At 36.4% G+C, this 14,928-nt stretch carries 12 protein-coding genes; 9 read left to right on the forward strand and 3 right to left on the reverse strand.

Features of this window, described 5'->3' with window-relative positions:
* Positions 1 to 3 precede the first annotated feature (3 nt).
* From IPMB12_RS04605 to ftnA, 8 genes are all read left to right on the forward strand, one after another.
* Entirely contained in the window at positions 4 to 2,091 is a 2,088-nt protein-coding gene (locus IPMB12_RS04605; RefSeq protein ID WP_166915391.1) for a hypothetical protein, read from the forward strand.
* Positions 2,091 to 2,420, forward strand: coding sequence for a phage tail protein (locus IPMB12_RS04610; protein WP_166915393.1), 330 nt, complete (start codon positions 2,091 to 2,093; stop codon positions 2,418 to 2,420). The genes IPMB12_RS04605 and IPMB12_RS04610 overlap by 1 nt, the downstream gene beginning before the upstream one ends.
* Positions 2,417 to 3,121 (forward strand): phage minor tail protein L, encoded by a 705-nt coding sequence (locus IPMB12_RS04615; RefSeq protein ID WP_166915395.1) that lies wholly within the window; start codon positions 2,417 to 2,419, stop codon positions 3,119 to 3,121. Before IPMB12_RS04610 ends, IPMB12_RS04615 begins: the two co-directional genes overlap by 4 nt.
* Before the next feature lie 2 nt (positions 3,122 to 3,123).
* The gene (locus IPMB12_RS04620) at positions 3,124 to 3,855 is read left to right on the forward strand and encodes a C40 family peptidase (RefSeq protein ID WP_166915397.1); all 732 of its coding nucleotides are present in this window, start codon (positions 3,124 to 3,126) and stop codon (positions 3,853 to 3,855) included.
* A gap of 107 nt (positions 3,856 to 3,962) precedes the next feature.
* Positions 3,963 to 4,370 carry a tail assembly protein gene (locus IPMB12_RS04625; RefSeq protein WP_323811317.1) on the forward strand — a complete coding sequence of 136 codons (408 nt, stop codon included), beginning with the start codon at positions 3,963 to 3,965 and terminating at the stop codon, positions 4,368 to 4,370.
* Between the two features lie 10 nt (positions 4,371 to 4,380).
* Positions 4,381 to 7,629 carry a host specificity protein J gene (locus IPMB12_RS04630; protein ID WP_166915401.1) on the forward strand — a complete coding sequence of 1,083 codons (3,249 nt, stop codon included), beginning with the start codon at positions 4,381 to 4,383 and terminating at the stop codon, positions 7,627 to 7,629.
* Between the two features lie 65 nt (positions 7,630 to 7,694).
* On the forward strand, positions 7,695 to 9,077 hold the full coding sequence (locus tag IPMB12_RS04635; protein WP_166915403.1) for a phage tail fiber protein: 1,383 nt from the start codon (positions 7,695 to 7,697) through the stop codon (positions 9,075 to 9,077).
* 150 nt (positions 9,078 to 9,227) lie between these two features.
* On the forward strand, positions 9,228 to 9,746 hold the full coding sequence (gene ftnA / locus IPMB12_RS04640; RefSeq protein ID WP_166915405.1) for a non-heme ferritin: 519 nt from the start codon (positions 9,228 to 9,230) through the stop codon (positions 9,744 to 9,746).
* A gap of 93 nt (positions 9,747 to 9,839) precedes the next feature.
* On the opposite strand, the gene IPMB12_RS04645 is transcribed toward ftnA, so the two are convergent.
* The gene (locus IPMB12_RS04645) at positions 9,840 to 10,835 is read right to left on the reverse strand and encodes an MBL fold metallo-hydrolase (RefSeq protein WP_166915407.1); all 996 of its coding nucleotides are present in this window, start codon (positions 10,833 to 10,835) and stop codon (positions 9,840 to 9,842) included.
* 226 nt (positions 10,836 to 11,061) lie between these two features.
* Between IPMB12_RS04645 and nfsA the strand changes: the two genes are divergently transcribed.
* Entirely contained in the window at positions 11,062 to 11,787 is a 726-nt protein-coding gene (gene nfsA / locus IPMB12_RS04650; RefSeq protein WP_228720400.1) for an oxygen-insensitive NADPH nitroreductase, read from the forward strand.
* 147 nt (positions 11,788 to 11,934) lie between these two features.
* Here the strand turns inward: nfsA and agp are convergent, their stop codons facing one another.
* A complete protein-coding gene (gene agp / locus IPMB12_RS04655; protein ID WP_166915409.1) occupies positions 11,935 to 13,194 on the reverse strand; it encodes a bifunctional glucose-1-phosphatase/inositol phosphatase in 1,260 nt (419 codons plus the stop codon).
* A 55-nt stretch (positions 13,195 to 13,249) separates the two neighbouring features.
* Positions 13,250 to 14,509, reverse strand: a complete 1,260-nt coding sequence (gene gatZ / locus IPMB12_RS04660; RefSeq protein ID WP_166915411.1) for a tagatose-bisphosphate aldolase subunit GatZ — start codon at positions 14,507 to 14,509, stop codon at positions 13,250 to 13,252.
* Between the last annotated feature and the right edge of the window lie 419 nt (positions 14,510 to 14,928).

The raw sequence follows: 14,928 nt of genomic DNA on the forward strand, positions 1-14,928 counted from the left end.
AATATGACATCAAAGAATCCATATAGTACAAATGGCATTATAACAGAGGCTTCATTTGACTATAAACAGCTTGATAAACTTAAAGAAATTGAAAAGGCAATAAGTAAAAGGAATGTGAAAAACTCTAAAGCGCTATCTCATTCCAAAACATTAAGTGATGCCTTGGCTGAAAATCTTTTTTTATTAAGAGCTATTGCAGATACCCAATTAGATATGGTGAAAGTTTCTGAGCAGATTCAGAAACTTTCTGTTGATATTTTGGGAGCCGGGCACAATACAACAAAAACATTTACAGATATTACTAAAGGTATCGAATCTTTAAACAAGTTAACTAATACACCTATTTTAGAATCAACTTTGATTGATTATGACAAAATTAAAGAAGATAGAAATAATTTAGAACAATTTGTAGAAAAAGAAATGCAAGCTATTAATCAGGTTGTTCAGAATACAAATGATCCGAAGGTTCTTGAGAGTAGCTTACAAAAAATTTTACAATTAAAATTAGCCTATTCAGCTCGAATGAATGAGATTGATAAAAAAGAGTTATCAACGACTTATAATTTAACAACTGAATGGCTATCTTTGTGCTCTGAAGAGATTAAAAAATTTGTTTCAGAAAATCATGATTTGGCAAAATCTTTTTCTGCCGCTAAAGATCTGTCTTCGCTTCTGGGGAATGTTGCACCTGACGCCATATATAATCTTAATAACTATGATCTAGGTAAAGAGCAATTAGATAAAGAGCTGGAGATTAGCCTAAGTAATATTGAGAATCGTCGGCGTAGTGGTATCGAATATAACAGTAAGCTTGATGCTGAAGAACTGGCTGCGATTAGAAAACATAATGATGCAGTATTTAAGTTAGAACAGGAAAAATTAAAATATCAACTAACACTCGGTGAAAAGTCCGTTTCTAGTCTTGCAAATATTTCATCAAAATACTTATCTGAACAACACCAAATCACTAAGTCTTTATCATCATTATCACAATCTTTTGGTGTTACTCAATCCATTCTTCCAAGTATGTACCAAAATATAAAAAACTATGAAGATAAGATTGTCGAAGCTGGTGATAAATTTAAAGCACTCGAGGCTGATTATAGGAGAAAGGCTGAAGAAAATCCTGACATGGATGCTTTTTATCTATCCACAATACAATTCCGTAAGAATAATTATGAAAAAGATGTCCGGAACCTTACGGCGGAGAAAGATGCTTATCAATATGGTGAAATCAGTAATTTGTTTGGCGGATATCAAAATATTATGGCTGTTCAATTTGGTAATGACAGCTCCATTTCTAATATTTTGGGTGGACTTTCTAGTAGTTTTGGAACAATTGGTGATTTAACTTTGGGCTTTAACAAGCTTGATAATAATTCAGAAGAACAAGAAAAAATTGAGTTACGTTACCAATTTGAATTAGAACAACAGATGAAAGCTCTGGAAGCCAAAGAAATTAATGAACAGCAGTATGCTGAAAGAGTTGCCGCAATTAATGAACAAATGTATAGCGAATTAGATACCTTACAAACAGATTACACCATGACTTCTATCAGTATGTTTAGCTCTGTTGCAGGCAGCCTGGCTGATATTCTAAAGGCAACTGCAGGTGAAGGTTCTAAAGCCTATAAAATTATGTTTCTTGCAAGTAAGGCAAGTGCTATTGCTGAAGCTATTATGAATACAGAGGTTGCAGCAACCAAAGCTTTGGAATTGGGGGGAGTGTTAGGAACTGTATTATCAGGGACTATTCGTGGTTTAGGTTATGCTTCTGTGGGAGTTATCGCAGGACAAACATTGTCAGGCCAGGCTCATGATGGTATCGATTATATCCCACGCGAAGGAACTTGGTTACTTGATAAAGGTGAACGAGTTGTTGATGCCAGAACCAATGCTGATCTTAAAAGTTTCTTAGATTCAGCTTCTCAGGCGGGAGGACAGTTATCTATTAATGTTCCTGTTAGTATTAACGGTAACACTGGTACTGAAGAGGATGGTAAACAACTGGGGATAATGATCAAAGTTGCAGTTAAAGATGTCATTAATAAAGAAATGCGTCCAGGTGGATTACTAAATAGGAGAACATAATGGAAGAATTTCAGTGGGAGGTTGCTCCTGATATGGTTGTGAATGTTTCACCTAAGGTAAAGGTAGTAAAATTTGGTGATGGTTATGAGCAACGCCAAAAAAGTGGTATCAATCATGATTTAAGAACTTATAACGTAACCATAAAAGTAAAGCGTGAAGATGAGTTTTTTATCGATGAGTTTTTAAGTCGCCATGGAGCTGTAAATAAATTTCTCTGGAGGCAGCCACATACCCATAAATTAATAGCTGTTGTTTGCCGTAATTGGAATATTAGTGTTTCTAATATCATTACAACAATAACTGCTACCTTTGAGGAGGTTGTTGCATGATACCTGAAAAAACATATCTCAATTTATCTGATATTGAACAAGATAGTCTGCTTGATTTATTTGAAGTAGATCTTTCAGAGATAGCTGGTGAAAAAACAATTTTTCGATTTCACTCCGGTGTAAACCAAAAATATTTGCCTGTTTTGTGGCAGGGTAATGTTTATGAACCTTATCCTATTGTGGCTCAAGGTTTTGAAAAAAATGGTCAAGGAACTAGTAATCGTCCTACTTTGTCTGTAGCTAATATAGCTGGATTAATCACTGGGTTGAGTGAGGATTATGAGGATTTACTTGGTGCATTAGTGACTCGTCGGCAAGTATTAGCTAAGTTTTTAGATTCAGAAAATTTTCAAGATGGAAATGTGAATTCAGATCCTACACAAGAGATTATTTCAAGATATGTGATTGAGAGAATGAGTTCTTTGAATGCAGAAGCAGCAACTTTTGAACTAGCTCTACCTTGTGAATCTGATGGTGCATTAATTCCAGCCAGAGTTATTATTGCTCATACATGTTGTTGGCGTTATCGTTCTTCTGAATGTGGTTATACAGGGCAAGCCGTCGCTGATGAATACGATAATCCTACATCCGATTATTTGAAAGATAAATGTAGTCGTTCTCTTACTGGGTGTAAATGCCGTTTTGGTGAGCATAATCCTTTACCTTTTGGTGGCTTTCCTTCTTCAGCAAAACTTAGTTAATCATGTTAAATCAACAAATAATTAATCATGCAAAATCTTGCGGAAATAAAGAGTCCTGTGGTTTTGTATTGAAAAAAAATAACAATTTTGAATATTTTCCCTGTCGTAATATCGCGCTAAATCCTTACGATTCATTTGAAATTTCGACTGAAGACTGGTTAAGGGCTGAAGAAATAGGAGAGGTTGTCGCATTAGTTCATTCTCATCCAGATGATTTTCCTATTCTCAGTAAAACAGATCAGCTTATTCAGCAGAAAACAGCACTAGATTGGTGGTTAGTTCATTCGAATAGTGTATACCAATTTAGGCTCATGCTTCCTTTATTAGGACGTGATTTTAAGCATGGGACTACTGATTGTTATACCTTATTCCGTGATGCTTATCATTTGTCCGGTATTAATCTCCCTGATTTTTATCGAAAATATAATTGGTGGTCTGAAGGTAAAAATTATTATTTAGAAAACATGCCTGAAAATGGTTTCTATAAGGTTTCTGCAAATGAAATAACAGAAGGGGATGTCATTATAATTTGCTTAGGGTCAAGTGTTCCGAACCATGCAGCAATTTATGTTGGGGAACAAATGATATTACACCACTGCCCTAATCGAAAAAGTAAACGCGATATTTATAACGGCTTTTGGCTTAAATATACACATTCAATTTGGAGGCATAAAGAATGGCAATCATACGGTTTTATGGGGATCTCAAACAATTTGGCGATAAATTTAAAATAACAGCTCAAACGGGTTCAGAAGCGTTACGTTGTCTATTTCTACAAATACCTAATTTACGTAAATATATTATGAAAGGTGAGTACCGCGTCAGAATTAATGGGCATGATATGAACGAAAAAACATTCAAAGCAGGGGCACATACTTTATTACCTCATAATGCAGTTATACATATTATTCCAAGGCTATTAGGTACAAAAAATGGTGGTTTTTTTAACTTTATAGCAGGAGCTGCTTTAGTGGTTATTGGCTGTGTAATGACAGTGATATCTGGAGGGAGTGCAAGCCCTCTAGCCGTGGGTCTAATCAGTGCTGGAGTTGGGATGATGGTCGGTGGAGTGGTGATGATGCTAACAAAAATACCGGGAACACCAACCTCTGATGATTCAAGTAATAATAAAAATACTGCATTTTCAAACCTTGATAACACAATCGCTCAAGGAACGGCAGTTCCTCTTTGTTATGGAAAAATGATGATTGGTTCTAAGGTGTTATCTCAAGGTATAGAAACATTATAAGGAGAATAAAATGGGAAAGGGTGGAGGAAAAACAAAAGTTCCATATGAACAACCTGATAACCTCAAGTCACGTCAACAGCTTTCTATTATTGATTTGTTATGTGAAGGACAAATCGAAGGTCCTGTAGACGGTTTAAAAGGAGTTTATTTAAATAAAACACCTATTCAAGCGGCAGATAATTCTTATAATTTTAAAGGGATTGAGGCTGAATGGCTATCCGGGACACAAGAGCAAGATCCTTTAGAGGGCTTTCCCGCAACTGAGAATGAAATACCTGTTTCATTAGAAGTTAAGAAAGCTTCTCCAATTGTCAGAAGTATTACCGATAGTAATATTGATCGTCTTCGTGTCACTGTAGGTGTTTCTGGATTATATCAGCAGAAAGATAATGGCGATATGGTTGGGACTACAGCCCGTTTATTAGTACAAGTAGGTTCAGGAAGTAGTTGGAGAACAATTGAAACAGTAAATTTTAGCGGGAAGGTTCGTAGTCAGTATTTGAAATCAGTGACCATTGAAAATTTACCTGAGGTTCCGTTTAATTTACGTGTTGTAAGGGAGACCGAGGATAGTACAAGTGCAAGACTAGAAAATAAAACTCTTTGGTCATCATATACTGAAATTTATGATGTTAAATTGACTTATCCTAATACGGCAATAGTTGGCTTACGATTTGATTCTGAGCAGTTTAGCGGAGTTCCGCGTAGACAATATCTGGTAAAAGGAATGGTAGTAAAAGTCCCTGACAATTATGATCCTAATACTCGTTCTTATCAGGGATTATGGATGGGAAACTTTAAATTAGCTTGGACAGATAATCCAGCGTGGATTTTTTATGATCTTGTAACAAATACGCGATATGGATTAGGAGAGCGTCTGGGACAATTTAGCTGCGATAAATTTACTCTATATACTATTGCTCAATATTGTGATCAGCTTGTTGATGATGGGTTTGGTAATCAGGAACCTAGGTTTACATGTAACTGTTATATTACTAATCAAAGACAAGCATATGATGTGATTAATGATCTCTGTTCAGTATTTCGTTCTTTGCCAGTTTGGGATGGAATACAACTATCTGCAGTAATGGATAGACCTGCTGATACAACGTATATTTACACGAATGCTAATGTTGTTGAAGGTAAATTTAATTACTCTTCCTCTCCTCAGAAAAGTCGTCACACAGCGGCTCATGTCCGCTATGTTGATCCAGATAATGGATGGGAAACTGCGACAGAGTACGTTGCTGATGATGACTTAATTCGTCGTTTTGGTTTAAATGTCAGTAAGATTGATGCTTTTGGTTGTACTTCAAGAGGACAGGCTCACCGTATTGGTAAATGGCTTATTCAGACTGAAAAACTAGAGAAACAAACAGTAAGTTTTGCTATTGGTCGAGAAGGGTTGCGTCATTTACCAGGTGATATTATTGGTATTGCTGATAATGATTATGCTGGGGCAAAAATTGGCGGACGAATTAAATCGATTGAGGGTAATACTGTTGTATTGGATAAAGAGATTGAACTTGAAGAACCCAGTAAAGCCTGGATTAGTTATATCGATAATCAGGGCGTATTACAAAAAGTTGCAGTTTTATCTCAACCTAAAACTGATACGTTAGTATTAACAGATGAAATTAGTGTATCTGAATGGTCGGTTTGGATGCTTTCAACTTCAGCGATTAAACCTCGTCTGTTTAAGGCTCTAACAATCACGGAGAATGATGATGGTACTTATACTATTTCAGCATTACAACATATACCAGAAAAAGAGACTATTGTTGATAAAGGTGCAAATTTTGAGTCAGATAACCATACGTTATATGGTTTGAATATTCCTCCTGTCGAGAATCTTCAAGTTGAGGCTACCCCTGAATCAGATTTATGGCAGGCTAAGGTAATCTGGAATACACCTCGCTCTTTAAATCAATTAAAGTTTGAAATAAAAGTTCTAAGTGATGCAAAAGTTAAGTTCAGAGAGGTTATTGCTGGAACTGAATATCTCCTAACTGATTTGCAACAGGGGCTATATAACGTCATCGTCAGAGGTATTGGCAAAGACGGTCAATTAGGGGATGAGACGACAGCATCTTTTTCTATTTTACCTCCATCTAAACCAGATACTTTACTCTTAACTCCGAGTAATTTTAGTGTTGCCATTCGACCTGTTAGCGGCGGGCTCACTAGTCTTGGGACTCAATATGAATTTTATAAAGGTTTATCCAGACAAGAGGTGGAAGAGAAGAAAAACTATTTAGGCCGCTCAATTGTTATGATTGACCAAGATTGCCAACCGTTAACAGAATATTGGTATGGTGTTAATGCGATTAATCTTGTTGGTCGTTCTGAAATGGTCATCATGAATACTGAAACTTTAGCCGCAACAAATGGCTCCGGTGGTTTCTTCCGTATTCAAACAGATGATGGAATTTTTCCTGATAATGATAAAGCAACAGCTTTATTTTTCTCAGAATTTGGATTTTACCCCGCTAGAGATACGACTTTAACAATTTATTCGCTAGATGAGAATGGTCAAATATTGGTTTCTAATTCTTGCTTATATGATGGTAGTCAGTGGATTATCCCTAAAATGTTTCTTGATGGTAATTTAGTTGCTACAGGGACCATTAAAGGTGACCGCTTAATTGCAGGAACAGAGATAAATGCCCCTCAGATCAATGGTGGGGTTATTCAAGCTGGGACTGTTGTTAGTAGTGGAACTCCTCCTTTATTTCAACTGCTTCCAGATGGAACATTAGTTGCCAAAAAAGCAGAGATATCAGGAATAATTAATGCTGAAAGTGGAGTTTTGAATGATGTAACTGTAAACGGTACTATCTATGCCCAAGATGGTTATTTTAATGGTACTGTATATGCAAATAAAATACAGGGTGATGTTGTAACACCTATACTGTTAGAGGCAGGAAAAACGGTGATATTAGAGCCGGTAGATTACAAAAGGGTTATTGTTTCCCATCCTATTGTTGTAAAGGCTTACCACAGATACTCATTAGTTGGAGATAACCGTGAGCAGCATTATTATGGTGCAGCAACAGTGACTGTGAATATCAATAATAGCTCTTTTGTCACTTCAACGACATCTGTTCAATACTCAAAAACTTGTAATGTAGATAGTAAAATTATTAGGTATAACTTAGATGTGAATACATCTGCAAAAATCACATGTGCTAAATCAACAGCTCATTCTGGTTTTGCTCCTGATTTTGTTTTTCTATTAGTGATGAGAGATAATTCTTAGTTCATTGTTTTAATATTAATTTAACCGCCTGCTAGGGCGGTTTTTTATTTTATAAGGTATACAAAATGGCAAAAATATCAGGATATTTAAAAGATGGTTCAGGGTTACCAGTTAAAAATTGCAGTATTGTATTAACTGCAACTAAAACAACTGACTCTGTAATCAAAAAAGTAGAATCGTATACTACAACTCAAGATGGTTATTACGAAATTGATGCTCAAGTGGGTGATTACGATGTTACTTTGTTAGTGAATGGTAGATTACCTAAAAAGGTGGGTATAATTCAAGTTTTAAAGGATTCTACTGATAGTACATTAAATGATTACTTACTCAATTCAGTAGAGAACGAAGACGCTGTAGAGTTAGTACCTATCCTTGAGAACTTAAAAAATGAAGCACAACAATTAGCTATTCGTGCTGAAAATGCAGTCTCTGAAATTAAAGAGGTGAGTTTAATTTTAGATGCTCCTCTTGATGGAGAGCAATATGCTCGTCAGGACGGTCAGTGGAGTAAAATTGAAAAAGATAATATTGAGAGAAGTACTATCGAATCTGTAAATGGCAAGTCTGATAAAGATATTACTTTGACTGCAGCAGATGTTAAGGCCTTACCCTATGAAGATGGAAAAGTAATTGAGCCTGTTAAATTTATCAAATCTGTAGAAGCATGGTCTATCCTTTTACAGGATAAGGGATATGCAATATATCAAGGATATTCTGGTATAGGTGTTTCAAGAATATCTGAAAAGGTGTCGACATTTGAGACGTCAAGAGTTAATGGTTGGTTTTCGGCAACAACAAGTGCCATAGGTTTTCCTGAAGGATTCGGAAATGACCAATATGTTTCTACAATTGCCAGTTCTGCCGATGGAATTAATACCCATTATTTGTGTTTTCCGAATTATGGTGAAACTCCTAATTTAGTATTAATAAAAGGTAGAAGAACTCCTACTACTAGCGCTGTATCAGCTGTAGTCTTGACCTCAGCCAATACAATTGTAGATAGTAATGGTTTTATTAAACAAGCGTCACCAGTTGTAAGATTAATTAATCCACTTGATCAAGCAACTGCAAATGATAATCCACAACTAGGTTGGACTAAAGTAGAAAATGGCTATGTAAATTTAGAGTCTAAAGGTGTCACTATTAAGTATATCAATATCGGTCACTATGAAATTCATGACTCATTAGGGTTTGCTAAATCAGGTTGGTATATTCAAACTCCTGAAGATGCAAATGGTAATAAGAAAATCTTCGTAGAATACTCAGTTGATGATAAAAATGTGATTACCGTTAAATCTTTCAAAAAACTATTTAAAGACGGAGAGTTTATCGCAGGAGAGCCTGTGGATATTCCTGGTGGGCGTTGGATTGATATTCGGTTAGAAATGCCTAAAACAGAAGATGCAGTCGAAGATAATTTAGATGAAGAGAATACTATTCAGTAATAAAAACTTTAAAGCTCAATTGATTTTAATTGAGCTAACTCATTATCTCTATTCTTATAAAACTTTTACCAAAAACTATGTTAGTATTGTAAGCAAATAAAATCCTGAAAGATTTAGGAAGTAGCATAAATATATTAAAGGAGCACAGCAATGTTAACTAAAGAGATGACTAAAAAGTTAAATGATCAGCTCAATCTTGAGTTCTTTTCTTCTAACTTATATTTACAAATGAGCGCCTGGTGTGATGATAAAAACTTCTCATCGTTTGCGCGTTTTTTGCGTGATCACGCTAAAGAAGAAATGGATCATATGACCCGTTTATTTGATTATGTTCTTGATGCGGGAGGTTTACCGATTATTGGTAAAATTGACGCACCAGAAAGTAAATATAAGTCATTAGCAGAAGTGTTTAAAAAAGCCTATGAACACGAGCAATTAATTACTAAAAAAATTAATGAACTGGTTCATTTTGCGTTTAGTAATCAAGATTATTCGACTTTCCAGTTTCTACAATGGTATGTTGCTGAGCAACACGAAGAAGAAAAACTCTTTAAAACAATTGTTGATAAAATTGAACTGGTTGGTAATAACAGTCGCGATTTATTCTTTATGGATAAAGATTTTGACCAAATGCTGGCACAATCCGGGCTAACAAATACACAAGCCTAGAACTGATTGTTTACTATAAAAAGACCGCTTAAACGCGGTCTTTTTTTATTTGTATGCTTAATACTTTTAACAGAAAAAATTCAATTTGCACTATCAATTTTTATCATCAATACTGTACTTTCCCCCAATTTTTAACAACAGAAACAGCTCATTAGTTAGTTTCTGTTTTTCTAACGCCTGAGTTAACAGTTCGGGTGGTTCATCAATAGGTTCGTCTGCAAGTTCAAATGCTCCCCAGTGGATGGCAATCGCTTTCTTACATTGTAATTCTTGAAAAAGCTGAACGGCTTCATAAGGATCGATATGTTGGTTTTTCATAAACCAGCGCGGAGCATACGCACCAATAGGAATAAGGGCAATATCAATTGGACCCAGTCGCTGGCTGATTGTCTGCAGAGTTGGAGAATATCCGGTATCTCCCATAAAATAGACGGTCTGTTGTGGACTCCTGATGAACCACCCACCCCAAAGTACCCGGTTTTTTGAGAATAAACTGCGCTGTGTCCAGTGCCGGGCCGGCACAAAGGTAAATTCTATTTGTTTAAATTCTGTGTTTTGCCACCAGTCAAGCTCAATCACATTTTTAACACCTTGTTTAAGGCACCAAGCTTTCATTCCCAGTGGTACAAAAAACTGAACATCAGGAAAGCGTGCTAACAGTTTTTTGATAGAAGGGTAGTCTAAATGGTCATAGTGATCGTGCGAAATCACAATTGCGTCAATATGAGGTAGTTGTTCTACTTTTGCTGCAGCTGGTGTTCGGCGTTTAGGACCTAAAAATCGCACTGGCGATGCCCGATAAGAAAAAACCGGATCAGTTAAAATCGTGATGTTATTTACACGAATTAATGACGTCGAGTGACCCAGCCACCAAACCCCATCAGTTAAGTCTGAGAAATCAGCTTCCTGCCACCACGTAGCAAAGAAATCATCATACCCAGCCTTTGGTGCATGAGGATATTTGTTTTTGAAGCGATCGAGACTCCATTTTCTGACATCCTGACGTTTTATTGTCAACGGCTCTGTATTACAAAAACCATCTGGCGTATGATGAGTCAGTGAAGAATTGTAGTAACGGTTCTTAGCCATATCTTAAATCTTTATTAAATTTTATTTTGATATCATACAGATATATGGGTAAAACTAAATTTATTCAATGAGAAACCACAAGAATTTACCATTAATCGATCAGGTGATTATCAATGATTGTGATAATAGTATAGTAATTTAGTAGGAATTAGGTACAATATTTGTTTCTTTATTTCTGGCTCATTGCCATTAACATAAAATATTAATGAGCTCTCAGGTGATTTATATGCCATCAGACATGATTAATTTATTAATGCAGCACCGTTCTATTCGTTCGTTTACAGATAAACCTGTAACACAGGAGCAGCGTTTAGCTATTCTAAAATCAGCACAAGCTGCATCAAGTTCAAGTTTTCTACAATGTAGTACGATTATTCGTATTTCTGACCATGCGCTACGTAAAGATTTTGTGACTTATTCTGGCGGTCAGCCATATGTTGCCCAGGCACCTGAGTTTTGGGTTTTCTGTGCTGACTTTAATCGTCATTTACAAATTGAACCTGAAGCGCGTGTTGGCGGGGCTGAGCAGCTACTGCTTGGTTGTGTCGATACTGCAATTATGGCGCAAAATGCAGTCGTTGCTGCTGAATCCTTAGGACTGGGTTGTGTATATATTGGTGGTATCCGTAATAGCGTGGAACAGGTTACTGAACGTTTGAATTTACCAAAATACGTTTTACCACTGTTTGGTTTGTGTATTGGTACACCAGCTTCTAATCCGGAGCTAAAACCTCGTTTACCCACTGATTTAGTCTTTTTTGAGAATCAGTACCAGCCGGTTGATAAAACGCTGTTAAATGAATATGACAAGCACTTAGAGCACTATTATGGCTCCCGCTCAACCAATCAAAAGAAAGTAGGCTGGAGTTCACAAATCAGTAAAACGTTAACCAAAGAACTGCGTCCATTTATGCTGGAATACCTGCATAAACAGGGTTGGGTAACCCATTGATTTTATTGAAAAAACTATTTTAAATGTTTGATTGTTATTAATTATTTGTCAGAAGTACTTTGACGTTTTTAATAGTGTGATATCAATCTGAAAATGAGGATAAAAATAAACCCGATTTAATCGGGTTTATTTATTATAAGATAAGGACTATTTTGTTGCGTCGCTCATCGCTTTTTGGAATTGATCCATCGGGCAATAACCAGCTTCATTAGTCGGACAACCAGCCATTTCTAACGTTACGCGTTGTGGTGGGTTGTTACGATTTAACTCTTCAAGATTACGAATTTGATCGGTTGATTGGTAAACATATTCAATTTTCATAAACTCTTTACCAGTATTGTTATCTTTCCAGCGTTCAAATACTACTTTACCGCCAATTGGCGTTGTTTCAAATTGGTTTGGCAGAACGTAAGGTTTGATTCCGATTGAAGAGAATAGAGACGCTACGTTTGAGTCATGACCTGATAAGAACGTGAACTTAGCCTGATTTTTTGAATCAGTGAAAGTGTTGTTAATATATTTAACCAGGTTTGCTGCAACTTGTTTTGCCACAACCGGAGAACCAAATAGAATCGTGTTGTAGTGTTCTTTAATTGCCACTAAATCTTCAAATTGTTGGTTAGTTTTGATTTGACCCCAGGCAACATCTTGCAACGGTGCACCTTCATAGTATTGTAAAATAAAGGCATCAGCAATTGATGTACCAGTACGTAGTGGACCATTGATACCCGGCTCTTTACCCGCTTCAATAATTAAGGTCGTTGCTGGTGCAACAAAGTCACATTGCTTATCTGTTACACAGTTAGCTGACTCTTTATATTTAATGATATTAGAAAGGTATTGATACGTTGGTTTTAACTCTTCATTAAGACCATCTAAACCTTTTGGACCTGCAGTTGCATTCATAGAGGCAATCGCTGCTTCTTTAAACTCAGGGCTGCTGTCACGAATCACCGGGAAGAATGTTGGATCCATGGTGTTAATTTTTTGTTTATGTACAACTGGCACGATACAGCCCGGGAATGCACCTACAGCAAAGTATTGACCAGTTGCGATCGTTCTTTGCATACTGTTGGTGTAGATATAAACGTCTTTATCTGTTGGACAAGTGTTGTCTGCCAGTAATTTATTATCCACTAACCACTCACTGAAATAGTGACCAAAATAGGCCTCAAGCACACCACCGCGATTGGTTAAATAGCTTGGGGTTGTATCCCATTGTGGCCATTGATTTGGTGTAACTTTCCCAAGAGTGCTGTTTGGGCTGGCAAGAGGGGCTCTTAAACCATGACGACTGAAAACGACGACTTGTTCTAGTGAATAGTTATTAGCGTTTTCTACCGCTTCAGCAGCAAAAGACATGGTTAAAGGTAAGCTAAGTAATAAACCCAGTTTTTTTAACTTCATAAAACCTCCAGTTAGGATGAATAGGTACAAATATTGTTATATTTTTTAGTACTAATTAACGACAAGCATAATCGTATTGTCGCAAAATATCTTGAATCTTATCGAGTAACAATGCCTTAGCTTCCAGTGGACAATGTTGCTCCAGCACTCGGTTAAACTGAATTGGCATATATTGACTCAGTACACCAAGTGGAATTTTAACCATCGAAAGATTGAGTAATAATTTATCCAGCGCCTGACAAATTCTTGGCTCAGGCCAGTAATAACGACAACGATCAGATAAACTAAAATCTAAATCAATACGATACTGTGAATATTGTGTTGAATAATATTTTTGCCAATATTTTGGATCATTAAGCATAACATCATTCATCACGTCAATTATATGGCTTTGGTTTTCTGGTGTAATTAACACTTTTTCGATATGTGCTAAGGCAAAAACAGCTTCTCTTAAGGCAAAAGTAAGTGCCGGACCGACTTTTAAAATAGCAAAGTGATCTCTGACTAGTTCACGCAGGTGATTTGGTGTTTGATAATCTGTTGAGTGCGCTTCATAGACAAGGTTTGTTGCTTCAATAAACTGAGATAAGGTTTTAGCTTTATCAGCTTCATAGTGCACGATATTACTATGATCAAACTCTACGCCCGGTTGTACAACAATGGCGATAACACGAGTAAAGGCTTCAGTTAGTCCCAGCTTTTCAAACGCCACTTTATGTGTGGTAATCGTTTGTTCAGCACTTGTCGTTGTTGTTACCTGAACGGTATCAATTGCATGTGATTCACCGCCCGGTACAGGAACTTCTGTACCAATCACATAAGACAGCTGTGCTTTTTGTTCTGTTGTTGCAGCTTGTTCAGCGGAAAGGCATAAACGAGCAGAACGTTTGGCGACAATTTCCGGATCTAATGGAATTGTATCATCTGCACAAGACATTGAAGTATCTAAGTGAATTTTGGTGAAGCCAGCTTTGACATATTCTGCAATTAAAACTTCTGATTTAAGCATGGCTTGTTCGGAAGGTTCATTTTGCCAACAGTTTGGACCTAAGTGATCGCCCCCTAAAATGATGCGTTGTTTTGGAAAGCCAACTTTATCAGCAATAGCATACACAAAATCTCTAAAATCAGCTGGTGTCATACCGGTATAACCGCCAAATTGGTTAACCTGATTAGAGGTTGATTCGATGAGTACTTTACAATCAAGATTAAGATTGAAATGTAAGGTTGCTTCGATTACTAAAGGGTGAGCAGAGCACACAGAATAAATGCCAATATGTTGGTGATTTTTATGTGCTGCGATGATTGCTTTCATTTTCTGATACCTAAATAGTCAAATAATTAAGGATGTACATATCTTGGCATATAGTTCAACACATTGTGCTGCTTGATAATGAGAGTGTAATCACAGTTTTTAGGATGCTAGTTTTGACTCTTAAACCCTTTCTTTTACTATTGAATCGAAAGGGTTATTCTGTTTTGTGTAAGAAAACGAAATGAGCGGATCGCTTTTCTTTACTGGGCTCAATCTGAGCTGCCTCTCTCAGTTCGAAAGCGAACTAAATTGATTCTTTCCACGCAGGTTTGGTTTATCAATGTGATGTAAATCACACTTTTGCAAAAAGACGACAACCATAGAGTGGATAAGCCTGCAATGTACTTTCAAAATAAGAAAATAATCCGGATGATTCAAATTTTTATCAGGCTATGTTATGTTGGTTTTCATGTTAAATA

It is taken from the genome of Zophobihabitans entericus (assembly GCF_011745665.1).
GTDB classification, from domain to species: Bacteria; Pseudomonadota; Gammaproteobacteria; order Enterobacterales; family Orbaceae; genus Zophobihabitans; species Zophobihabitans entericus.